Source organism: Achromobacter sp. D10 (assembly GCF_035282245.1).
GTDB lineage: Bacteria > Pseudomonadota > Gammaproteobacteria > Burkholderiales > Burkholderiaceae_B > Achromobacter > Achromobacter insolitus.
Genome location: NZ_JAYJLE010000006.1, coordinates 257180 through 279579 on the forward strand (window position 1 = coordinate 257180; position 22400 = coordinate 279579).

The 22400-nt window shown below is 64.7% G+C and carries 22 protein-coding genes; 12 read left to right on the forward strand and 10 right to left on the reverse strand.

Annotated elements, in window-relative coordinates; genetic code table 11:
- Positions 1 to 2 precede the first annotated feature (2 nt).
- The 5 genes from VCS63_RS18925 to fhuE all read left to right on the forward strand — a co-directional run bounded on the left by VCS63_RS18925 (position 3) and on the right by fhuE (position 5578).
- The gene (locus VCS63_RS18925; RefSeq protein WP_323880712.1) at positions 3 to 860 is read left to right on the forward strand and encodes a sulfite exporter TauE/SafE family protein; all 858 of its coding nucleotides are present in this window, start codon (positions 3 to 5) and stop codon (positions 858 to 860) included.
- Positions 857 to 1177: a DUF1634 domain-containing protein gene (locus tag VCS63_RS18930; RefSeq protein WP_042794955.1), complete on the forward strand. Its 321-nt coding sequence runs from the start codon at positions 857 to 859 to the stop codon at positions 1175 to 1177. Before VCS63_RS18925 ends, VCS63_RS18930 begins: the two co-directional genes overlap by 4 nt.
- A 70-nt stretch (positions 1178 to 1247) precedes the next feature.
- Complete coding sequence (locus VCS63_RS18935; RefSeq protein WP_063640231.1) at positions 1248 to 2036, forward strand: alpha/beta fold hydrolase; 789 nt, start codon at positions 1248 to 1250, stop codon at positions 2034 to 2036.
- A gap of 90 nt (positions 2037 to 2126) precedes the next feature.
- The gene (locus VCS63_RS18940) at positions 2127 to 3137 is read left to right on the forward strand and encodes a Dyp-type peroxidase (protein WP_323880714.1); all 1011 of its coding nucleotides are present in this window, start codon (positions 2127 to 2129) and stop codon (positions 3135 to 3137) included.
- A 245-nt stretch (positions 3138 to 3382) separates the two neighbouring features.
- Positions 3383 to 5578: a ferric-rhodotorulic acid/ferric-coprogen receptor FhuE gene (gene fhuE, locus VCS63_RS18945; protein WP_063640182.1), complete on the forward strand. Its 2196-nt coding sequence runs from the start codon at positions 3383 to 3385 to the stop codon at positions 5576 to 5578.
- Between the two features lie 31 nt (positions 5579 to 5609).
- Here the strand turns inward: fhuE and VCS63_RS18950 are convergent, their stop codons facing one another.
- Entirely contained in the window at positions 5610 to 6386 is a 777-nt protein-coding gene (locus tag VCS63_RS18950; protein ID WP_042794952.1) for a DUF4239 domain-containing protein, read from the reverse strand.
- 160 nt (positions 6387 to 6546) lie between these two features.
- On the opposite strand from VCS63_RS18950, the gene VCS63_RS18955 reads away from it, so the two are divergent.
- The 3 genes from VCS63_RS18955 to VCS63_RS18965 all read left to right on the forward strand — a co-directional run bounded on the left by VCS63_RS18955 (position 6547) and on the right by VCS63_RS18965 (position 10525).
- The gene (locus VCS63_RS18955) at positions 6547 to 7596 is read left to right on the forward strand and encodes an NADP(H)-dependent aldo-keto reductase (RefSeq protein ID WP_323880715.1); all 1050 of its coding nucleotides are present in this window, start codon (positions 6547 to 6549) and stop codon (positions 7594 to 7596) included.
- A 198-nt stretch (positions 7597 to 7794) separates the two neighbouring features.
- Positions 7795 to 8226 (forward strand): YciI family protein, encoded by a 432-nt coding sequence (locus VCS63_RS18960; RefSeq protein WP_042794950.1) that lies wholly within the window; start codon positions 7795 to 7797, stop codon positions 8224 to 8226.
- A 199-nt stretch (positions 8227 to 8425) separates the two neighbouring features.
- Positions 8426 to 10525: a TonB-dependent receptor gene (locus VCS63_RS18965; RefSeq protein ID WP_323880765.1), complete on the forward strand. Its 2100-nt coding sequence runs from the start codon at positions 8426 to 8428 to the stop codon at positions 10523 to 10525.
- On the opposite strand, the gene VCS63_RS18970 is transcribed toward VCS63_RS18965, so the two are convergent.
- Positions 10515 to 11330: a metallophosphoesterase gene (locus tag VCS63_RS18970; RefSeq protein WP_042794948.1), complete on the reverse strand. Its 816-nt coding sequence runs from the start codon at positions 11328 to 11330 to the stop codon at positions 10515 to 10517. The genes VCS63_RS18965 and VCS63_RS18970 overlap by 11 nt on opposite strands.
- A 99-nt stretch (positions 11331 to 11429) precedes the next feature.
- Here VCS63_RS18970 and VCS63_RS18975 point away from each other — a divergent pair, with 99 nt between their 5' ends.
- The 3 genes from VCS63_RS18975 (at position 11430) to VCS63_RS18985 (ending at position 13555) form a co-directional block, all read left to right on the forward strand.
- Positions 11430 to 11840 (forward strand): lysozyme inhibitor LprI family protein, encoded by a 411-nt coding sequence (locus VCS63_RS18975; protein WP_112966184.1) that lies wholly within the window; start codon positions 11430 to 11432, stop codon positions 11838 to 11840.
- An 8-nt stretch (positions 11841 to 11848) separates the two neighbouring features.
- Complete coding sequence (locus tag VCS63_RS18980; RefSeq protein WP_323880720.1) at positions 11849 to 12493, forward strand: DNA-3-methyladenine glycosylase I; 645 nt, start codon at positions 11849 to 11851, stop codon at positions 12491 to 12493.
- A 96-nt stretch (positions 12494 to 12589) separates the two neighbouring features.
- Positions 12590 to 13555 carry a bifunctional helix-turn-helix transcriptional regulator/GNAT family N-acetyltransferase gene (locus tag VCS63_RS18985; protein WP_149063898.1) on the forward strand — a complete coding sequence of 322 codons (966 nt, stop codon included), beginning with the start codon at positions 12590 to 12592 and terminating at the stop codon, positions 13553 to 13555.
- Positions 13556 to 13583: 28 nt separating this feature from the next.
- Here VCS63_RS18985 and gvpU read toward each other — a convergent pair whose 3' ends face one another.
- Positions 13584 to 14030, reverse strand: coding sequence for a gas vesicle accessory protein GvpU (gvpU, locus tag VCS63_RS18990; RefSeq protein ID WP_187639862.1), 447 nt, complete (start codon positions 14028 to 14030; stop codon positions 13584 to 13586).
- Positions 14031 to 14128: 98 nt separating this feature from the next.
- On the reverse strand, positions 14129 to 15112 hold the full coding sequence (locus tag VCS63_RS18995; protein ID WP_063640187.1) for a helix-turn-helix transcriptional regulator: 984 nt from the start codon (positions 15110 to 15112) through the stop codon (positions 14129 to 14131).
- Between the two features lie 118 nt (positions 15113 to 15230).
- Here VCS63_RS18995 and VCS63_RS19000 point away from each other — a divergent pair, with 118 nt between their 5' ends.
- On the forward strand, positions 15231 to 15836 hold the full coding sequence (locus VCS63_RS19000; RefSeq protein WP_063640188.1) for a glutathione S-transferase family protein: 606 nt from the start codon (positions 15231 to 15233) through the stop codon (positions 15834 to 15836).
- A gap of 23 nt (positions 15837 to 15859) precedes the next feature.
- Here VCS63_RS19000 and VCS63_RS19005 read toward each other — a convergent pair whose 3' ends face one another.
- From VCS63_RS19005 to cyoB, 6 genes are all read right to left on the reverse strand, one after another.
- Complete coding sequence (locus tag VCS63_RS19005; RefSeq protein ID WP_063960257.1) at positions 15860 to 17185, reverse strand: ParB/Srx family N-terminal domain-containing protein; 1326 nt, start codon at positions 17183 to 17185, stop codon at positions 15860 to 15862.
- A 129-nt stretch (positions 17186 to 17314) separates the two neighbouring features.
- On the reverse strand, positions 17315 to 18421 hold the full coding sequence (locus tag VCS63_RS19010) for a porin (RefSeq protein WP_112966181.1): 1107 nt from the start codon (positions 18419 to 18421) through the stop codon (positions 17315 to 17317).
- A gap of 114 nt (positions 18422 to 18535) precedes the next feature.
- The gene (locus VCS63_RS19015; protein WP_175200741.1) at positions 18536 to 19315 is read right to left on the reverse strand and encodes an SURF1 family protein; all 780 of its coding nucleotides are present in this window, start codon (positions 19313 to 19315) and stop codon (positions 18536 to 18538) included.
- Positions 19315 to 19719 (reverse strand): cytochrome o ubiquinol oxidase subunit IV, encoded by a 405-nt coding sequence (cyoD, locus tag VCS63_RS19020; protein WP_042794939.1) that lies wholly within the window; start codon positions 19717 to 19719, stop codon positions 19315 to 19317. The genes VCS63_RS19015 and cyoD overlap by 1 nt, the downstream gene beginning before the upstream one ends.
- A complete protein-coding gene (gene cyoC / locus VCS63_RS19025; RefSeq protein ID WP_063640192.1) occupies positions 19716 to 20357 on the reverse strand; it encodes a cytochrome o ubiquinol oxidase subunit III in 642 nt (213 codons plus the stop codon). The genes cyoD and cyoC overlap by 4 nt, the downstream gene beginning before the upstream one ends.
- On the reverse strand, positions 20350 to 22353 hold the full coding sequence (gene cyoB, locus VCS63_RS19030; protein ID WP_063640193.1) for a cytochrome o ubiquinol oxidase subunit I: 2004 nt from the start codon (positions 22351 to 22353) through the stop codon (positions 20350 to 20352). Before cyoB ends, cyoC begins: the two co-directional genes overlap by 8 nt.
- Between the last annotated feature and the right edge of the window lie 47 nt (positions 22354 to 22400).

Below are 22400 nucleotides of genomic sequence, written 5' to 3' on the forward strand. Positions count from 1 at the left end.
CCATGGAGACATCGACGATCTTCTGGCTGTTCGCCGCCGCCTTTGGCGCCAGCGCGCTGGGCGGCGTGCTCGGGATGGCCAGCGGCATTTTCATCGTGCCCATCCTGACGCTGTTGTTCGGCGTGGATATCCACGTGGCCATCGGCGCCAGCATCATTTCGGTGATCGCCTGTTCCTGCGGCAGCGCTGCGCCGTTCCTGAAGGGGCGCCTGACCAACGTCAGGCTGGCCATCGTCCTGGAGACCGCCACCACGCTGGGCGCGTTGACGGGCGTGTTCCTCATCGGCGTGGTCTCCACGAGTTTCCTGTATGGCTTGTTTGCCGCCATCCTGGCCGTGTCCGCGCGGCAGATGCTGGCGCGTCGCCGCGAGGCGCCGGCAGCCGTGTCCGACGCCCGTGGCTGGGCCACGGCGCTACGTCTGCATTCCAGTTTTCCCGACCCCGCGCTGGGGCGCGAGGTGCACTACCGGGTGGGCCGCGTGCCGCTGGGCCTGTCATTGATGTACGGCGCCGGCCTGATCTCCGCCTTGCTCGGCATCGGTTCGGGCGTGCTGAAGATTCCCGCCATGGACGCCGCGTTGCGGCTGCCTATCAAAGTCTCGTCGGCCACGTCCAACTTCATGATCGGCGTCACGGCCGCGGCAAGCGCGGGCGCCTACTTCGTGCGCGGCGACATCGACATCGGCATCGCGGGTCCTGTTGCCTTGGGCTCGGTCGCGGGCGCGCTGCTCGGCGCCCGCCTGCTGATGGGCTTGCCCGCGGACAAGCTGCGCCTCTTCTTCGTGATCGTGCTGTCCCTGCTGGCGGTGCAAATGTTCCTGAGCGCGCTGGGCGTGCAGTTTCCTGGAGGCCCGGCATGACGCGCGCGGCGGACAACCCGGGACGGCGCGACCGCATCATCGCGGCGCTGCTGTGGTATGGCACCTGGATCGCTTCGGCCCTCATCGCCGCGGGCATGGCGTTCGAGTTCGCCCGGCCAGGGGAGGCCGGCTTGCCCGGGCCCGGCTTCGGGCTCGAGCTGGTCAAGGCCGGGGTGGCCCTCTTCATCCTGTTGCCGGTGGCGCGGGTGGGGTTGATGCTGGCGATCTTCCTGCGCGAACGCGACTACGCCTACGCCGTGATCTCGGGACTGGTGCTGCTCATCATCGCGGCGGGCATCGTGTCCGGACTGAGCTAGGGGCGGCGGCTTTCCTATAATCGGAGCATGTTGCCGCGGCGCGTTGCCGCTCTTTTCCCAGGACGATTTCATGCTTGCCATTACCAGCCAGGATGTCTACGTGCAGACCAGCGAGGGGCGTCTTTTCGCGCGCCGCTGGGACCCCGCCGGGGAGGACGAGGCCGGAGCGCCGATCGTAATGTTCCATGATTCTCTGGGTTGCGTGGAGCTGTGGCGGGATTTCCCCGAACAGTTGGCGCAGGCGACCGGACGCAGCGTTATCGCCTACGACCGTCTTGGCTTCGGCCGGTCCGATCCCAACGACGCGGTGTTCGAACCGGGCTTCGTTGCAGAAGAGGCGCAAGGCGGTTTTCGTCGCCTGCGCGAAGAACTGGGCATTGGTTCGTTCGTGGCGTTCGGCCACAGTGTGGGTGGCGGCATGGCGGTTTGCAGCGCTGGCGTGTATGGCGACGATTGCCAGGCGCTGATCACGGAGTCGGCGCAGATGTACGCTGAAGACCGCACGCTGGAAGGCATCCGCGCGGCCAGGCAGAACTTCGCGGAACCAGGGCAACTGGACCGCCTGAAGAAGTACCACGGCGAAAAAGCCGAATGGGTGCTGGGCGCGTGGATCAATACGTGGCTGTCGCCCAGCTTCGCCGACTGGAATCTCGACGAGCAACTGCGCCAGGTCCGCTGTCCCGTGCTGGCCTTGCACGGTGAAATGGACGAGTACGGCTCGCCGCTGCATCAGGACAAAATCGTGGCGCTTGCGCGCGCGCGCCCAGTGCTGCTGGAAAACTGCGGCCACGTTCCGCATCGCGAGCAGAGCCGCATCGTGCTGGATGTGGTGAGCGAGTGGCTGAGGGCGGTGCCGTAGCGGGCCGGGTTCACGCAGTCATCGTCCGAGCTTAGAATTGGACTCGCTTTTCCCGCGCCAGCGCGCCCGTTTTTCAAGGTTCCCGATCCGATGTCAGACCGTCAATCCGCACCCCAAGCCGTACACAATCCGACTACCCGACACGCGATTTTCATCGTTGCCACGCTTAATGACGGTGCCGCCGCGGCCGACACCGTGCGCGGCTGGTGCGCCGACATCGCGGGCGTGGTCCGAACGGTGGCCACGCGCGCGCCCGAGCAGAACCTCTCCTGTGTCACCGCGTTTGGTTCCACAGCCTGGGACACGCTTTTCGGTGCGCCGCGACCGGCCGCGCTGCATCCCTTCCGCGAATTCGGTTCGGGCGAGCGCCTGGCCGTCGCCACGCCCGGCGACTTGCTGCTGCACATCCGCGCGGACTCGATGGATTTCTGTTTCGAACTTGCGACCCTGCTGCTGGGCGGATTGGGCGATGCCGTCACCGTCGTGGATGAAGTCCATGGTTTCCGCTATTTCGATCGTCGCGCCATCATCGGCTTCGTCGACGGAACCGAAAACCCCGAAGGGCGGGAAGCGGTCGACTTCACCGTCATCGGCGACGAAGACGCCGAGTTCGCCGGCGGCAGCTACGTGCTGGTGCAGAAGTACCTGCACGACATGGCGGCCTGGAACGCATTGACCGTCGAAGGCCAGGAAGGGGTCATCGGCCGCCATAAATGGTCCAACGTGGAACTCGACGACGACATCAAGCCCTCGTCTTCGCACAGCGCCCTGACGACCATCGAGGAAAACGGCCAGGAACTGAAGATCCTGCGCGACAACATGCCGTTCGGCCGGCCGGGCGCGGGAGAGTTCGGCACCTATTTCATCGGTTATGCGCGTTCGCCGCGTCCCATCGAACTGATGCTGGAGAACATGTTCGTCGGACGCCCGCCCGGCAATTACGACCGGCTGCTCGATTTCAGCCACGCGGTCACGGGCGGCCTGTTCTTCGTGCCATCGGCCGACCTCCTGGAAGCGTTGGCCGACCGCAGTCCGTCGGCCTGTGCGGACACGGGCGAGTCCGCCGCGCCGGTGTTGGCGGCGGCGGCCAAGGCGGGCTGACGGGCATACGGGCATACGGGCATACGGGCATACGGGCATACGGGCATACGGGCATACGGGCGCGACGCGCGTCGCGCCAAGAGCGCCGGATTTTCTGGCGCGGCCGCGCAGGTGGCCGCGCCAGTTGTCATTCTGGCGGCCGAGTCGTCCAAACAACCCGGTCCTTTATTTGCAAAAGCGCCTGAGAATCGTTTGCATTACACTTTCTTCCGATTTGTTAGCTCAACATCGGAAAGGAAGCCAACATGCAACACGTCCGGCCTGCGCGCCGCCTTCATTCCTCGCGTCCACGCCTGGTCTTGCGGCGCACGCCGTGCCTGGTGCTGATGGCATTAGCCTGCGGCGCGGTCGCCGCGCAGGAGGAGGGTGTGGCCACCTTGCCCTCGGTGCAGGTGATCGGCAACGCCGACAGCACGACCACCGAAGGCACCGGCTCCTATACGCCGCGTGCTACCGCCGCCAGCACGGGATTGCCGCTGACCTTGCGAGAAACCCCGCAGTCGGTCACGGTGGTGACGCGCCAGCGCATGGAGGACGAGAACATGCTCTCGCTGGTGGACGTGATGGCCAGCACGCCGGGCATCTCGGTGCAGAACTTCGACAGCGAGCGGTATTCATTCAACTCGCGCGGGTTCAGCATCAGCAATTACATGTATGACGGCATCCCCACGAGTTTCGACACCGGCTATGCCGCGGGGGAGTCCGCGCTGGACCCCATCATCTACGATCGTGTCGAAGTAGTGCGCGGGGCGACGGGGCTCCTGACCGGCGCGGGCAATCCGTCGGCGTCGATCAACCTGGTGCGCAAGCGCGCCACCAGCCGCGAATTCACGGCGGACATGAGCGTCAGCGCAGGGAACTGGGATACCTACCGGGCCACGGTGGACTTGTCTACGCCGCTCAACACGGCGGGCAGCGTGCGCGGGCGCATCGTTTCGGCCTATCAGGACAGCCATTCCTACCTGGATGGCTACCAGAACCGCAAGAAGATCTTCTACGGCGTCGTGGATGCGGACATCACGTCTCGCACGACGCTCAGCCTGGGCTTCAACTACCAGGACAACGACCCGAAGCGCAGCAGTTGGGGCGGCTTCCCGCTCTGGTATGCCGACGGTGGCCGTACCGACTGGAGCCGCTCGCTGAACACCGGCGCCGACTGGACGTCGTGGGGCAGCACGACGCAAGGTGCGTTCGCCAATCTCGAGCACCGCTTCGATAATGGCTGGACCGTCAATGCGGTGGCCTCGCACTCCAAGAACGAGATGGACGCGAAGCTGCTGTACCTGTTCGGGTGGCCCGACCGCGAAACCGGCCTGGGCATGGGAGCGTCGCCCGCCTGGTACCTGGGCGACCGCAAGCAGAACAGCGTGGATTTCAAGGCCTCGGGCCCGTTCACGCTGTTCGGGCGCCGGCACGAGGCCGTCGTGGGCGCAAGCTTCAACCGCCAGTACGCCGATTTCGACTACCGTTCGGCACTGTCCGTGGCGCCGGTGGGCAACTTCCTGGATTGGAATGGCTCATATCCCGAGCCCGACTGGAGCGATTCCGCCACCACCGCCAGCCGCTACACCACCAAGCAAACCGGCTGGTACGGCGCGCTGCGCCTGAATCTGGCGGATCCGCTCAAGCTCATCGTCGGTGGCCGCTACAGCACTTGGAAGACGGATTCCGTCGGCTTTGGCGGAGGCGACGCCCAGGCGTTCGACAAGAGCGAGTTCATTCCGTATGCCGGCCTGCTCTACGATCTCAACGAAAACTACACGGCCTATGTCAGCTATACCGGAATCTTCAATCCGCAGAGCTATCAGGACCGCAGCGGCAACTGGCTGGACCCGCTGGAAGGCAAGTCGTACGAGGCCGGCATCAAGGGCGAATTCCTGGAAGGCAGGCTGAACGCCAGCGCCGCCGTGTTCCAGGTGGAGCAGGACAATGTGGCCCAGGTGGACCCCGGCCACATGGTGCCGGGCACGGTCAACCAGGCTTATACGGCGGCGCAGGGCACCCGCAGCCGCGGCTTTGACCTGGAAGTCTCGGGCGAGGTGATGCCGGGCTGGAACCTGGCCGCTGGCTGGTCGCATTGGACCGCCCGCGACGGCAACGGCAATGCCATCCAGACCGATCAACCGCGCAGCCTGGTGCGCTTGTTCACAACCTACCAGTTGCCCGGCGACTGGTACCGGCTGACCGTGGGGGGTGGAGTCAACTGGCAAAGTCAGGTCTACACCATCGCCAGCGGGCCTAATGGCGACGAGCGCGTCGGGCAGGGCAGCTACGCCATCACCAACCTGATGGCCCGCTACCGCTTCAACCGCAACCTCAGCGCCCAGCTCAACGTGAACAACCTGTTCGATCGCAAGTACTACAGCCAGATCGGGTTCTACAGCCAGGGAGCCTGGGCGGCGGGGCGCAGCGCCATGCTGACGATGCGTTACCAGTATTGATGCGCCTGGAGCCGGGGCGCGGGCTGCTGGCCTAGCGCTCTTGCTCCAGCGTCGCCTTCATCCGCACCATGCTTTCCTGGCTGACCATGATGACGCCGGTGGCCGGCTGATCGATATCGAGGATGAACGTCAGGACCAGCGAAATAAGCGTGGCGAACAGGCCGGTCGAGATGATGCGCCTGCGCTTGTGCAGGCCGGTTCCGTATGCGATGAACCCCATCGCGCCCGCGGTGACGATGAAAAGCAGGTAGAAGACGGGTTCGGGTACGTGGTTCTCCAGCGCAACTCGGCGTTTTTCATTGACCTGTGCCATCTCGTTGATGGCCTGGATGAACATGACGGTCGAAATCGAAGGCGGATTTTCCAGCACGCTTGCCGCGGTGGCGCGGATCTGGCGTTCGATGCGGCGCGACTCCGCGCTGGCTGCCGTCAGGCGCTGCTTATCGTTGTCGGCGTCGCTGAACTCCAGCGCCGTCGTCGTGTATTCGAGCAACAGCTTCGCAATGGGCTCGCGGGCGGCGGCAGGAAGCAGTTGCGAACGCCAGTAGGCATTGCCGATGGCGTTGGCCTCTTCCAGCACCAGGTTCTTGCGTGTCTCGAACCGCGTTACGGACATCGCGAAGGTAAAACCCAGCAGCAGCGCCAGCAGGCCCAGCAGGGCGGTCTGCAGCGCGCCGATGTGGGTCTTGGCCGCGTCGTCGGACGCCCTGCGGCGCTTGCGTCCCAGCCGGAAGCCCAACTCGATGATGGCCAGGCAAACCATGACGCAGATGAAAAAGACGTAGGTTTCATCGATGTCCCGCAGCACGTTGATTTCCTGTAGTTATTTGGGGATAAAGCGTATGCCGAGAGGATCGGGACGGGCAAGGGGCGAATAACCCGGAGCCGGGCATTGTTGCCGGTCCTGCGGGGCGCGTCTTGGAGTAAGGTGTCGCTTCCCTTGTAAGCGACACCGCACGGAGCAGAAATTGAAATACCGCAAACTCGGCCGTACCGACCTGGATGTCAGCCTGATCGGACTGGGCACCATGACCTGGGGCGAGCAGAACACCGAAGCCGAGGCGCACCAGCAATTGGACTACGCGCTGGGACGGGGCATTAATCTGGTTGACGTGGCCGAGATGTACCCGGTGCCTCCCAAACCCGAAACGCAAGGCCTGACCGAAACCTACATTGGCACCTGGCTCGCGCGCAGCAAGCGTCGCAATGACATTGTGCTGGCCAGCAAAGTGGCGGGCCCCGTGCGCGACGCCAAGCGTCCCGGCCACATCCGCGATGGCAAGACCCACCTGGACCGCAAGAACCTGACCGCCGCCCTGGACGCCAGCCTCAAGCGCCTGCAGACGGACTATCTGGACCTGTACCAGTTGCACTGGCCCGACCGCAGCACCGCCACCTTTGGCAAGCTGTCCTATCCCTGGGTCAAGGACGACCACACCGTGCCGATCGAGGAAACGCTGGAGGTGCTGCAGGACTTCGTGCGGGCCGGCAAGGTACGCCACATCGGCGTGTCCAATGAAACGCCCTGGGGCGTCGGGCAGTTCCTGCGCCACGCGGAAAACAAGGGCTTGCCGCGCATCGCGACCATCCAGAATGCCTACAGCCTGCTCAATCGCGTCTACGAGATCGGCCTGTCTGAGTACTCGCACCACGAAGACGTGGGCCTGTTGGCCTATTCGCCGCTGGCGATGGGCATGCTTTGCGGCAAATACCTGGACGGCGCGCGCCCCGCCGGCGCCCGCCTGACGCTCTACACCCGCTTCACCCGCTACAGCAACGAGCAGGCCGAGGCCGCCACCCGCGCGTACGTCGAACTGGCGCGCGCGCACGGCATCTCGCCTACGCACCTGGCCTTGGCCTGGGTCAACCAGCGTCCCTTCGTCACCAGCAACCTGATCGGCGCCACGACGCTGGAGCAGTTGAAGGAGAACATCGACAGCGTGGACGTGACCCTGTCGGCCGAGGTGCTGGAAGCCATCGACAAGATCCACACCCGCCAGCCGAATCCGGCGCCCTGATGCGCTGATCCTCTCTGTCCGCCAGTCTGGCGAGGACCCATGATGCTCCCCGGGGCGTCATGGGTTTTTTCATGGGCGCGAAAATGCGGGATCCGGCAGCGGATACATTTTTTTTCGCGGCCGTTGTCGATTTCGCCTGGCGCCGTTCGTCGTGTGGATGGAGCATGCAAGTTCCACCATCCACACAAGGAGACCGAGATGCGATTCATGGTTCAAGTCAGGGCGACTGCCGATAGCGAAGCCGGCGTGATGCCCACCGAGCAGTTGCTGGCCGACATGGGGAGGTTCAACGAGGAGCTGGTGAAGGCGGGCGTGATGCTGGCGGGCGATGGGCTGAAACCGAGTTCCAAGGGAGCGCGGGTGCACTTTTCGGGCAGCAGCCGGCAGGTGATAGACGGCCCCTTCGCCGAAACGAAGGAATTGATCGCCGGCTACTGGATCTGGGAGTGCGCGTCCCTGCAAGAGGCGATCGAATGGGTCAAGCGTTGTCCCAATCCGATGCCCGGCCCGTCCGACATCGAAATCCGCCCGTTGTACGAAGCCGAGGACTTTGGCGAGGAATTCACGCCCGAACTGCGCGCCCAGGAGGAGCGGCTGCGCAACCAGCTGGAGAAAACGTCCAAGCAGTGATCGCAGCACCAGAGCGGAATGAGGGTGTTCGCGGTTGATAATATAATTGCGAATCAGTCCTATTTATAAAATTCGTCATTTCTTCCCCTCCCGCTCTGGAGAATTCAACGTGGTCCGTTCCGCTTCCGTCAGGAAGTGCCGCGCGCGCAAGCAAGCGCGGCATGCCGTTGCGCCCTATGCCTTAGCCCTGACCCTGGGCATGGCCCACTCCGCAGGTGTCCATGCCCAGGCCGCCGCGGCGGCGCCTCCGAATGACGCAGGGGATGCCCAGGGCGTAGCCCAGTTGCCCGCCGTGACCGTCAACGCGACATCGGTGGACGACACGCTGGAACATCTGTCCGCGCCGGTGAACAGCGGGGCGCTGGGCAACCGCAGCCAGCTGGAGACACCGTTTTCCACGGCCGTGGTCACCGCCGCGGATATCGAGGAACGGCAGGTCCGCAAGCTGGGCGACGTGTTCGCCCTGGACGCATCCGTCACCGACAACAGCGCCTCCTACGGCGCCTGGGCAAGCTACCTGAGCGTGCGCGGCCTGCCGCTGGACTGGCAGAATTCCTACCGCATCGACGGCAAGCCCTTCCTTAGCTACGTCACCACCTTGCCTTACGAGCACTTCGAACAGATCGACCTGCTCAAGGGCGCATCCGGTTTCATGTACGGCTTCGGTTCGCCGGGCGGACTGATCAACTATGTCACCAAGAAGCCGACCGACGAGCCGGTGCGCAGCATCGAGCTGGGCTATGTGTCCAAGGGCCTCCTGCGTGAACACGTCGATCTGGGCGGGCGCGTGGGCGGCGACGGCCGCTTCGGCTATCGCCTGAACGCCACGCATGAAGAGGGCAATACCTATAACGGCGGCTCGCTGTATCGGGATTCGGTGTCGCTGGCGCTGGACGCGCGCCTGACCGACAAGCTGACGTGGGACTTCCAGTCCATCTACCAGGACCGCAAGGCGATCGGGCAGGAGCCCACCATCTACGCCGGCCAGATGGCGGGCTCGGAGCTGCCCTCGCCGGTGCGCAACGACAACGGCAGGCTGGTGGGCGAGGGGCCATATGCCGACAACAAATTCCGTTTTTACTCCACCGGGCTGAAGTACCAGCTGTCTTCCGATTGGTCGGTGCGCACCGACTACAGCTACAGTTCCACCCGCACGCGCCGCAATGAATCGGTGCTGTTCTTGCAGAACCAGGCGGGCGATTACCAGGACTACCGCTCGGACTACGGCGAGGCCTACGCCTACAACCAATGGCAAGGCATGGTCGAAGGCAGGTTCAGCACCGGTCCTTTGAAGCATCAGGTGGTGGCGGGCGCGTCCTGGCAAAAGCAGAAGAACGACTACAGCGCCAACGGCGTGTACCAGCTGCAAGGCACGGGCAATTTGCGTGCGCAGAACACCAACACCTATTACAGCGAGGGCAGCCTGGACCTATACCGCGCCGCAGAGATCACGCAGAAGGCGCTGTTCGCGAGCGACACCATAGACCTGACCGGCGGCTGGTCCGTGCTGGGCGGCCTGCGCTACACCGACTACGAACAGGTCGGCTTCGATGCGGCAGGAGCGCGTAATTCGCGTTACGACAAGAGCGGGGTGCTGACGCCGACGGTGGCGCTGATGTACAACATCACGCCCCAGACCATGGCCTACGCCAGCTACATCGAATCGCTGGAGCCGGGCTCGTCCGTGGGCAATACGTATGCCAACTACGGCGCGCTGCTGGACCCGCTCAAGAGCAAGCAATACGAATTGGGCATCAAGACCAACCAGGATGGCTGGGCCGCCACGGCGGCGCTCTTTCGCATCGAGAAAAAAGCGGAGTACACGAACGCCGCCAATGAACTGGTGCAGGACGGCAAGTCCATCTATCAGGGGCTGGAACTGGGCGCCTCCACGCGCATTGCCACAAACTGGAACGTGGGCGGCAGCCTGATGTTCCTGGACAGCGAATACAAGAAAGGATCCAGTTTCACCGGCAATCGCGTCGCGGGCGCGCCGAAATTCGTGGCCGCCGCCCAGGTCGCATACTCGGTGCCGCAACTGCCGGGCCTCAAGCTGAGGGCCGACGTGAAGTACACCGGCAGCACCATGCTGGGGGCGTCCAACGCGGTCCAGGTATCGGACTACGCCATCGTCAACATCGGCGCGACCTACGACACGCGTATCTACGGTTACGAGACCACGTTCCGCGCGGGCATCAACAACCTGGCCGACAAGCGCTACTGGCTGTACCAGTCCCCGGACTACGTGAAGGCCGGCGACCCGCGCACCTATGCCTTGAGCGCCAGCCTCAGGTTCTAGATGCCACTTCCCACAGACGGTCCGGCGCGAAGTCCTGCTGCTCGTCCTTCTTGGCATAGCCCAGCGGGTTGGCCACGATGCGGCAGCCATTCTTCACATAGTCCTGCGGGCAGTGGAGATGGCCATGCATCCAGACCTCGGCCAGGGGCAGCAGGGCGTCCAGCGCGTTGCAGAAGCCTGCGGTGCCGGGGGTGACGCCATAGCGCGGATCGGCGCTCGCCAGCGTCGGCGCGAAGTGCGTGATAGCCACGGTCGGGCCGTCGTGGGGCGCGCGCAGGGCGTCTTGCAGCCACTGCTGGCAGAGCAGGCCTTGTTCGCGCATCTGCTCGGCCATGAAGGGCGCGCCGTTGCGGCGCATTTCGGCCTTCTCCAGATAGAAGTTGGCGGCGCGGAATGCCTTTTCACGTTTTTTCAAGGCCGCGCCTACCGTGTCGCCAGGCGCGGCCAGCGCGTCGAAATCCGTCCACAACGTCGTGCCGACAAAGCGCACGCCATCGATGACCAGGGTTTCGCGTTCCAGCCAGTGGATGCCTAGTTCGCGGCAAAGCTCGCGCAGCCGTGCATGGGTTTCGTCGAAATCGACATTGTCATACTCGTGGTTGCCCGGCACGTAGAGGACGGGCGTGGGCCAGCCCTTGTGCGGCGAGTAGCTGCCCAGGCCGAAGTCTGCCGTGGTCATGCGCGAGCCGCGGCGGTACGAGCCTATGTCGCCGGCCAGCACGAGCAGGTCCGCGCCCGGCGCGGGCCGTGCCAGGAAGTCTGGGTCGGTTTCAAGGTGCAGGTCTGAGAGCAATTGGATCTTCATAGCCGCCATCTTAGGCCACCGGCGGCGGGGTCGCCGCTGCGAGCGGCCATTGTTCCATGCGACACTTTCTCCGTTCACCAGCCACACAGGAGGAATTCCATGCGTATCGCCATCATGACTGCCGCCGCCGCGCTTGCGCTGGCCGCAAGTGCGCAGGCGCAGGCGCTGGATTGCGGCAACGCGGCCACGCAGACGGACATGAGTCTGTGCGCCGATCAGGCGTACCGGAAGTCCGATGCCGCCCTGAACGCCGCCTACAAGGAAGTGACGGCGCGTCTCAAGAATGACAGGGACGCAACGACCCGTCTGCATGCCGCCCAGAAGGCCTGGCTATTCTTCCGCGACGCGGAATGCGCTTTCGCGTCCAGCAGCACGTCCGGCGGCAGCGCCTATCCCATGGTGCTCAGCACGTGCCTGGACAAGCTGACGCAGGCGCGCACCAAAGAATTGCAAGCCTACCTGAAATGCGAGGAAGGCGACCTGAGCTGCCCCGTGCCGGGCAAGCAGTAAGCCGCCTCATGAAGACGAACGAAATGCACGACGGCAACCCAGGCTTGATCACGGACGGGCAGGGCGTGACGCGCTGCTTCTGGCAGCCGTCCATGCCGGACTACCACGACCATGAATGGGGCAGGCCGGTGGCGGACGACCGCCGCCTGTACGAAAAGATCTGCCTGGAAGGCTTTCAGGCGGGCATGGCGTGGATCACGATCCTGCGCAAGCGCGAGGCGTTCCGCGCGGCCTTCGACGACTTCGATTTCGAGCGGGTGGCGCGCTACACCGAGCGCGACGTCGAGCGGCTGATGGGCGACGCGGGCATTGTGCGCAACCGCAGCAAGATCGTGTCCGCCATCAACAATGCCAAGCGCGCGTGTGCCCTGGCCGAAGAAACGGGGTCGCTGGCGGCCTGGCTCTGGCGTCACGAGCCGTCCGCGCAAGACAGGCCGGCGAAGGTGGACCTGGACTACTGGAATGGCAATCCGACCTCGGCGGCGTCGACGGTCCTGTCGCAAGCCTTGAAGAAGCGCGGCTGGACCTTTGTCGGTCCGACGACCATGTACGCCTTCATGCAGGCCGTCGGAATGGTCAACGATCACATGAGCGGCTGCATCTGCCGCCAGGCGGTCGAAACGGCGCGGGCCCGGTTCAAGCGGCCCGGATAGGGCCTGATCAGTTCCGCCGGGGGCCGCGCGAAAAAGATTGAATTGGTTGCGCCTCGCAAGTATATTGGTTGCGAACCGCAACTTTAGAGGCGCGCCATGGACCTGATCGATGTTCCCATCCAATCCCGTGAGCAGACCATCCGGGACCTGCGGGAGTTTTCCCGCAAACTGGTGCGCGAGCTGGGCTTCATGCGCAGCTCGCTGGCGGGCAGCGAGCTGGCGCCGTCCGCGGTTCACGCCATTATCGAAATCGGCCTGCAACCGGGCATTCAGGCGCGCGATCTGGCGGCCATCCTCCGGCTGGACAAGTCCAATACCAGCCGGCAGGTGGCCAAGCTGGAGTCGGCGGGGCTGCTCACCCGCGAGGCGGACAGCGAAGACGCTCGCTCGTCCCGGCTGTACCTGAGCGCGGCGGGGAACAAGCTGCGCGCGCAGATCGACCAGTTCGCCACCGACCAGGTGTCGCGCGCCTTGCGGCAACTGGCGCCGCCGGACCAGCAGTCGCTGATCCGTTTTCTCTCCCTTTATGCGGACGCCCTGTCGCACGAGAATCCCAACACGGCGCCGGTTGCCGAGGCGGGCGGCATCGACCAGCAGATCCACGCAGGCTATCTGCCCGGCTGCATCGGCGACGTGGCCGGCCTGCACGCGCGCTACTACGCGCAAACCGCGGGTTTCGGAGTGTATTTCGAGCGCAAGGTGGCCACGGGGCTGGCGGCGTTCGCCGAAAGCCTGCCCGCCGCGGGCAAGAACATCTGGCTGTACGTGGACAATGACAGGGCGCTGGCCTCCATCGTCATCGACGGCGATCTTGCGGCTCGCCAGGCGCACCTGCGCTGGTTCATCGTCGATGAGTCACTGCGCGGCATGGGCGTGGGCCGCGCCCTGCTTGAGCGGGCCCTGGCCTTTGCCGATGCGCATTACGACGAGACCTATCTGTGGACCTTCAAGGGCCTGGATGCGGCCCGGCATCTCTACGAGGCCGCGGGCTTCAAGCTGGCGGAAGAATCCGAAGGCAGGCAATGGGGCAGCGTGGTGGTCGAGCAGCGTTTCGTGCGCTGAACCGGCCTGCCGCGCTTACCTGAGCATTTCAGCCGATGGACTCCGCTTGCAGGCGTCCCAGGATGAAGCCGTCGACCGCGCTGGTACGGCCGCGCCAGAGGGTCGGCTGTCCGGCGACGGGAGTGCCGTCGGCGGTGAAGAACAGCGCGTCGGCCAGGTGGATGTAATTCGGCAGCGGATCCGCGGGCTGCGGGACGCGGAAGACGTCCCCCAATTCGGCCAGCGAGGCGTGCACGGCCTTGCGGGTGGTTTCGTCCAGCGTGTTCAGCGACCCCGTGAAGCTGGCTGCGAAGCTGTCGAAGTATTCCGCGCCGGACACGATAGAGCCCGATACCAGCATGCCGCCCATTTGCAGGGTGACGCCGATGCTTTCGATCTGGCTGCCGTTGTTGACCAGGTTGACCAGGAATTGCAGGAAGGCGTCGGCGTCGGGCGTGGCGCCAGAGGCCAGGCTGGCGTTGGTAACGTTGCTCATGGGGTGCTCTTGGAATGTTCCGGAAAGCAGCCAAGATACTCGAATTGCCGGCGAAATACACAGGGTGGGATCGGCCGAAAAACAGCCAAATCCGACCCTTATCCCGCTGCTTCGGAGGCGGGGTTTTTTTGCAGGCTGCGCGCCAGCCTGTCGGCCGCCCGTTGCAGGCGCTCCTGCAAGGCAGCGGGGGCCAGCACTTCGAACTCCACGTCCAGCGCCATCAGCCAATACACCAGCGCGTCCAGCGATTGCACGGGGCATTGCAGCAGGCAGCGGGCCGCATCCAGGGAATCGATCTGGCCGGCCCCAGGCGGAATGCGGGCCGCCATGACGGCGCGCGGCGCGTGCAGGATCACGCGCGCGGGCTCGGGGTGAGGCGCCATGTTCACCGACCGCGACACGTATGCGCGCAGGTCGCCGCCTTCGGGTGGAGGCCGCGGCACGAAATGCGCGCCGACTTGCGGAGCCCCCGCGATGCGGTCGATGCGGAAGGTGCGCCAGTCCTCGCGCGCCGGATCCCAGGCCACCAGGTACCAGCGATATCCAGTGTGCGCCAATCCTTGCGGTTCGACCTGCCGGGTGCTGGCGCGGCCCTTGGCGTCCGCGTAATCGAAGCCGACCCGCAACTGGTCGCGGCATGCGGCCGCAAGCGTCGCCAGCAGCGTGGCGTCGACGGCGGCGCCTTCGCGCGGTATCGGCACGATGGCGGAACGCAGGGCATCCACCCGGCGCCGCAGGCGTTGCGGCATGGCCTGCTCCAGCTTTACCAGCGCCCGTAGCGCGGTTTCCTCTATGCCTCCCACCGTGCCCGTGGCCGCCGTGCGCAGCGTAAGCGCCACGGCCAGCGCTTCGTCGTCATCCAGCAGCAGGGGCGGCAGGGCATGGCCCGCGCGAAAGGCGTAGCCGCCGGCCACGCCGCTGCTGGCATGGATGGGGTAGCCGAGTTCACGCAGCTTGTCGATATCGCGCCGCAGCGTGCGAGGGTGGATGGCCAGCGTGGCGGCCAGCTCGGTGCCGGCCCAATGGCGCCGCGTCTGCAGGAGGGACAGCAGGCGCAGGAGACGGTTGCTGGAGGTAAGCATGACGCCACCTTAACCCATATTGAGGGCGGAATCTGTCCGCAATGGACTCTACAGTGGCTCCCGTAGTCAGCGGCAGGGGCCGCGACGCTTATCCCTTGATTGAATTGGAGATTTGCCCATGTCTATCGTTTTCTATTGGCACCCCATGTCCAGCGCGACGCCGGTGGCCAGCGCACTCGCCGAACTGGCCGTGCCGCACGAGCGTGTCAAAGTGGACATCAGGGCAGGGGAACAGCGCCGGCCGGAATTCCTGGCGCTCAATCCGAATGGCAAGGTGCCGACGTTGACGGTGGACGGCGCTCCCCTGTTTGAAACCCTGGCGATCCAGCTGTGGCTGGGAGAGCGCTACGGCGTGGAGCGCGGCCTGTGGCCCGCCGCCGATACGCCGGAACGTTTGCTGGCGATGTCATGGTGCGCCTGGTCCTATGTCAGCTATGGCGCGGCTGTCATGCGTCTGTACCTCGCCACGCAGGGCGAGGACGCGCCTGGCGGCGCCGAGGCGGAGCGCGTTCTACGGGATGTGGATACCTTGCTGGAGGTGCTGGACGGCCATCTGTCGCGCGGGCCCTGGATACTGGGCGCCGCGTACTCCTTGGCCGACCTGGTGGTGGGTTCGGTGATCGGCTATAGCGCTTATCTAGGCGCCCGGGTGGGTTCGCACCCCCATGTGCAGGCTTGGCTGGGCCGGGTACAGGCCCGGCCCGCCATGCAGATAGACGCCTAGGGCCGCGTGGCCGGCATGGCCTGCTACCAGCCCCAGCAGCTGCCGGCGGCGGGTTTGCCGCAGTTGCGGTAGTTCACCGCGAACCACAGCTTGCCGGCGCCTCGGGGGCTGCCGTCGGCCTTGGCATCATTGCGCGGCAATTCCTCCAGGGTATCGCGCGCTTTCTTGGTGGGCGAACCGCTGGCGGCATCGGGCGCCAGGGCAATGCGCCCCAGGCCGGCAGCATCGCGGTCGCCGAAGACGATGTCGGTGTCCTTGAGCGCAGCCATCTTCAGGGACGCGTCGCGCACCGCGGCGGCATAGCTGTCATTCGCGCCAGCGGCGGCCAGGCTCTTGTCCAGCGTACTGACGGCGAGGATCTGCGCGGGCAGGGCCGGCGCCATCATCTTGTACTGGTCCAATCCCGGAAGCTGGCCGCCCGCCGCCTGGCGACGCAGCCAGTCGCCCCACAGGAACTCGGCGAATTCCGGCAGGTTGCCGTTGCTGTAGGCGATGTCGCGGGTGAAGTAGACCAGCGACCGATAGCGGTCTTCCTGCATGCCGCCGGCTTCCTGGGCATTGGGCAGTCCCAGCCGCGCAGGCAGTTGGTCTACCGTGATAGGTTGGTTTTGGCCGTCGCGCAGCCAGGCGCGGCGTTCGTCGACCATGCGCTGCCAGAAGGCTGTCGCGTTGGGCAGGCTGCTGTAGTTGGCGTCCACTTTGACCCAGACTGGCAGCTTGGGCCCGCCGTCCGCAATTTCGCGCAGTGACGAGAACGTGTGGTGGCCATCGGTCAGGTAAAGATTGCCGTCCCAGCCGACTACCACCGTCTTGAGATTGGCTGCATGGGTGCCGGGAGCGTCCTTGCAGGCGTAGGTGGCGGGCAGGTCCAGGCGCGCGGCGCGCGCCTCGGCGATGGTCTGGAAGGCTTGCGCGCGCTCGGTGCCGCCCATGTCTTCACAGTAGTCGTCGAACTTCTTGCCGACGGTGCGATTCAGGTAGTCCAGTTGCTGGACCGGCTTGTCGGCCCAGGTCGGGCGCTCGAAGTCGCCCTGCCAGCGGCCCAGCTTGTAATAGATCTGATCGTAGCCAATGGCGGCCTGGGTAGGGTGCAATTCCTCGATGCGGACCTGAATCACGTCGCCCGGCTTGGCCTCCAGATAGGCCGTATTGCGCGGGGGCTGGGTCTCGGCAGGCGGCGGGGTTTCCTCTGCGGGCGGCGGTGCGACGGCGACGGGTTCGTCGTCATCGTCGCCGTCGCCGCCGTTGCAGGCTGCAAGCGCAAGCGGCAGCAAGGCCGCGGCCAGCGCGCGCAGCAGGCGTTGTCGATAGAGCGGGAAGGCGTGCAAGGGGCGGGATTTCGGGAGCATGGTCCGTATCGGGATCTGGTGTCAAAGATGGCCGATCATGAGGGACGCGTGTTTCCCGAAGATTGCACGGGTAGCGGTTTATCCGCAAGCGTGGGCGGAGGCGGCCCCGCAGCCGCTCCGCCGTCTTGCTTAGAACGTGTGGCGCACGCCGATACCGGCGGCCGTGCTCTTCAATCCGTCGATGAAGGCATAGTCCTTGCCGTACGAACCGTAGGCATACAGGTTGGTGCGCTTGGAGAGGTCGTAGGTGTAGCCCACGCTCCAGACGTTCATGTTGGTGTCGCCGCCCGTCAGCTTGTCGTTGTTCGGCGACACGTGCTGCCACGAAGCGAACAGGCTGCCGGCGCTGCTCATGGGCAGGGTGGCGCCGAGCATATAGGAGTTGGCCTTGAAGCCATCCACAAAGCGGTTGGTGCCGAATTCATCGCTGAAGGGCGTGCCGGCCGGCAGGTCCTGGCCGACGAACCAGCCGTCGGTGGTGCGGCCGTAGGCGGCCGCAAGCTTCACAACTTCCAGGTCATAGGACAGGCCCAGCGCGTACTGGCGCGGCGTGGCGTCGTGGTCGATGGTGCCGCGGTTGGAGCCGTTGAGCTGGTCGTAGGTCAGCGTGACGTTCACCGGGCCTTGCACGTAGCGCAGGCCGGCGGTGATGCCGCGGGTGTTGTCGGCGGTGCGAAAGCCGGTCTGGTCCGCGACCGTGTCGTCCGCATTGAACGAGTAGCCCACGCCAAATTCGAAGCCGCTCATCGAAGGCGACTTATACATGACCATGTTGTCCCAGCGCATGGTGTTGGCGGCGCTGAAGCCCAGGCCCATGTTGGATTGGGTGTAGCTGGTATAGAAGGGATCGATGTCCGCAAGGTAGTTCGAGCCCACCGTGGCCTGGCGGCCGAACTCCAGCGTGCCCCAGGCGTCGTTGGCCAGGCCGATGGTGGCCTGGCGGCCGAACAGGCGGCCGGATTGCCCACGCTGGCCGTTGGCGGAGTCGAAGCCGCTTTCCAGCTTGAACACGGCGCGCAGGCCGTCGCCCAGGTCTTCGGCGCCGCGCAGGCCCCAGCGCGAGCCGGCCTGGATGCCGTTGATCATGCCTATCTTGCTACCGTCGTATCCATCGCCCTTGATCTTGTTGTAGCCGATGCCGGTGTCGATGACACCATAGAGAGTTACCGACGATTCTGCCTGAGCAACGCCTGCAAAAGTGGTGAACATTGCGGCTGCGAGCAGCGTCTTTTTCATCCTTGGGGACTCCTGTTGAGGGGGTGTAAAAAACAAAAGGGAACAGCACGCCGAGCATGACGCCCAGCACTGTTCCCGGCCCCCATTGTAGGACACCGGCCGCGGCCGGCCGGATCAGCCCTTGCGGCGCGAACGCTTTTCCTCGCGCACGAAGATGAATGCGCCGACCAGCACCATGGCCGCCAGCGCGTACCAGGTGATGGCGTAGCTGAGGTGATTGTTCGGGAAATTGAGCACGGTCAGGCCGCCCACCGGAGCGGTGCGCCCGCTGCCGTCCTTGCCCGTTGCGTCGGCGTCGATGAAGTACGGCGCCACGTCGGTCAGGCCGCGCGCCGCCGCGATGGCGGGCAGGTCGCGCGAGTACCAGAGGTTGGTGGCAGGGTCGTTGTTGCGCAGGAAACCATGGCCGGGCTCGCCCATGCGCAGCAGGCCCGTGACGCTGGCCTGTTCCGGCGCTTGTTGTATGGCGGACTTGCTCTTGCGCCATTCGGGCAGCACGAAGCCGCGGTTGACCAGCACCGTGCCGCCCTCGGGCAATTGCAGCGGGGTCATGACCCAGTAGCCGCTGCCCAGTTCGGTTGCCGCCTGTACCAGGGTCTGGCGGTCGTACAGGTAGGTGCCGGTGGCCGTGACGCGGCGGTATTCGGCGTTGTCGGAAGTCAGGGCGGGCCACTCAGCCTTGGCCGGAGCCGGCGCGGGCGCGGCATGGGCGCGCTGTTCGACCTGCGCGATCAGGGTGCGTTTCCAGGCCAGCCGGTGCACCTGCCAGGTGCCCAGGGCGCAAAGGCCCGCGAAAATGGCGACCGCAAGCAGCCCCAGGATGACCAGGGTCGTCTTGCTGCGCGGATTACGGGAGGAGGTGTCGCCGGAAGTAGAGTCGTTTACTGCAGCCATCAGGGCATTTTCCGCATGTCGTGAGTGGACATGGGCATCATATTGGAGTCGAGGTGATACATGATCCAGATGGATCCGCTGAGCGTGATTACGACCAGCACCAGCGTGAATATTAACGCCAACATGTTCCAGCCGCTTTCGGACTTGGTGTCCATGTGCAGGAAGTAGACGATGTGGACCACGATCTGCACCACGGCGAACGCCAGGATCACCAGCGCGGTGGTGCGGGATTCGGAGAAGACCCGGTTCATGACCAGCCAGAAAGGAATGGCCGTCAGGATGGCGGCCAGCACGAAGCCGGTGACATAGCTCTTGAGCGTGCCGTGGGCGGCGCCGTCATCGTCGTCGTGGTGGTCATGGCCGCCGTGGCCGTGATCGGCCGGATGATTCAGGTGCGCGGTCATGGCAGCACTCCCATCAGGTACACGAAGGTAAAGACGCCCACCCAGATCAAGTCCAGGAAGTGCCAGAACATGGACAGGCACATCAGGCGGCGGCGGTTCTCCGGGATCAGCCCGTGCATCTGGACCTGGATCATCATCGTCACCAGCCAAACGATCCCGAAGGTGACGTGCAGCCCGTGGGTGCCGACCAGCGTGAAGAAGGACGACAGGAAGGCGCTGCGCTGCGGGCCCGCGCCCTGGTGGATCAGGTGCGCGAATTCATACAGTTCCAGAGACAGGAATCCGAGTCCCAGGATGCCCGTCACGGCCAGCCATAGCTGGGTCGCGCCGACGCGGTTGCGCCGCATCTCCAGCATGGCGAAACCGTAGGTAATGGACGACAGCAGCAGCAGCGCGGTGTTCACCGCCACCAGCGGCAGGTCGAACAGATCAGCCCCCGAGGGGCCCGCCGCATAGTTCCGGCCCAGCACGCCGTAGGTCGCGAACAGGCAGGCGAAGATGAGGCAGTCGCTCATCAGGTACACCCAGAATCCCAGCAGGGTGCCGTTCTTGGGGTGGTGTTCGCCCGGGACGTAGAACACGGGCTCCGCGGGCGGCGCGGCGCCGCCGGGCAGGTTGGGGGCCAGGGTATCAGACATTTTTCGCTAGCAACCTTGTGCGGGCGTCTTCGGCGCGCACGACCTCTTCGGCCGGCACGTAGTAGTCGCGCTTGTAGTTGAAGGTATGAACGATGGACACCAGGATCAGCGCCGCGAACGACAGCACGGTCAGCGGCCACATGTGCCAGATCAACGCGAAGCCCATGACCACGCTGATGCCCGCCAGCACAATGCCCGCCCAGGTGTTCTTGGGCATGTGGATGGGGATGAAGCCCTGCTGCGGCCGCACGTAGCCGTGTTGCTTCATCTGCCACCAGGCGTCCTGGTCATGCACGCGCGGCGTAAAGGCGAAGTTGTAGTTGGGCGGCGGCGACGAAGTCGACCATTCCAGGGTGCGCGCGTCCCAGGGGTCGCCGGTGGTGTCGCGCAGCGATTCGCGCCGACGGTAGCTGACCACTAGCTGGATCAGGAAACTGGCGATGCCGCAGGCGATCAGCAGCGCGCCGAAGGCCGCCACCTGGAACCAGATCTGCAGGGACATGTCCTCGAAGTGGTTTACGCGGCGCGTCACGCCCATCAGCCCCAGTACGTACAGCGGCATGAAGGCGACGTAGAAGCCTACCAGCCAGAACCAGAACGAGCACTTGCCCCAGAACGGATCCAGCTTGTAGCCGAAAGCCTTTGGGAACCAGTACGTGATGCCGGCCATCAGCCCGAAGAGCACGCCGCCGATGATCACGTTATGGAAGTGCGCGATCAGGAACAGGCTGTTGTGCAGGACGAAGTCGGCGGGCGGCACGGCCAGCAGCACGCCCGTCATGCCGCCGATCACGAAGGTCACCATGAAGCCCAGGGTCCACAGCATCGGGACCTCGAAGCGGATGCGCCCGTGGTACATGGTGAACAGCCAGTTGAAGATCTTGGCGCCCGTCGGGATCGAGATGATCATGGTGGTGATCCCGAAGAACGAGTTCACGCTGGCCCCGGACCCCATGGTGAAGAAATGGTGCAGCCAGACCAGGTACGACAGCACCGTGATCACGACCGTGGCGTACACCATGGACGCGTAGCCAAAGAGGCGCTTGCGGCAGAAGGTGGAAACCACCTCGGAGAAGATGCCGAACGCCGGCAGGATCAGGATGTACACCTCGGGGTGGCCCCAGATCCAGATCAGGTTCACGTACATCATGGCGTTGCCGCCGAAGTCCGCGGTGAAGAAGTTGGTGCCGACATAGCGGTCCATCGACAGCAGCGCCAGCACCGCGGTCAGCACCGGGAAGGCGGCCACGATCAGCACGTTGGTGCACAGCGCGGTCCAGGTGAAGATGGGCATGCGCATCATCGTCATGCCCGGCGCGCGCATCTTGACAATGGTGACCAGCAGGTTGACGCCGGACAGCAGCGTTCCCACCCCCGCTATCTGCAAGGCCCAGATGTAGTAATCGACGCCCACGTCGGGGCTCTGCATGATGCCCGATAACGGCGGATACGCCAGCCAGCCGGTACGCGCGAACTCACCCACGAACAGCGACATCATGACCAGGATCACGCCGCCCGTGGTCATCCAGAAGCTGAAGTTGTTCAAGAACGGAAAGGCCACGTCGCGCGCGCCGATCTGCAAGGGCACGATGTAGTTCATCAGGCCCGTGACCAGCGGCATGGCCACGAAGAAGATCATGATCACGCCGTGCGCGGTGAAGATCTGGTCGTAGTGGTGCGGCGGCAGGTAGCCCATCGAATCGCCGAACGCCACCGCCTGCTGCAGGCGCATCATGATGGCGTCGGCGAAGCCGCGCAGCAGCATCACGATACCCAGGATGACGTACATGATGCCGATCTTCTTGTGGTCGATGCTGGTGAACCATTCGCGCCACAGATAGCCCCACTTTCCGTAGTAGGTGATGGCCCCCAGCACCGCGATGCCGCCGATGGCGACCATGATGAAGGTGACGAGCAGGATCGGTTCGTGCAAGGGAATGGCTTCCCAGGTCAACTTACCGAAGATCAGCTTGGTGAGGTCTGGTTGGTCAGGCATTTCGATTCCAGCAAAAAGACCACAATTTCACGAAGCCCTTGCATCAT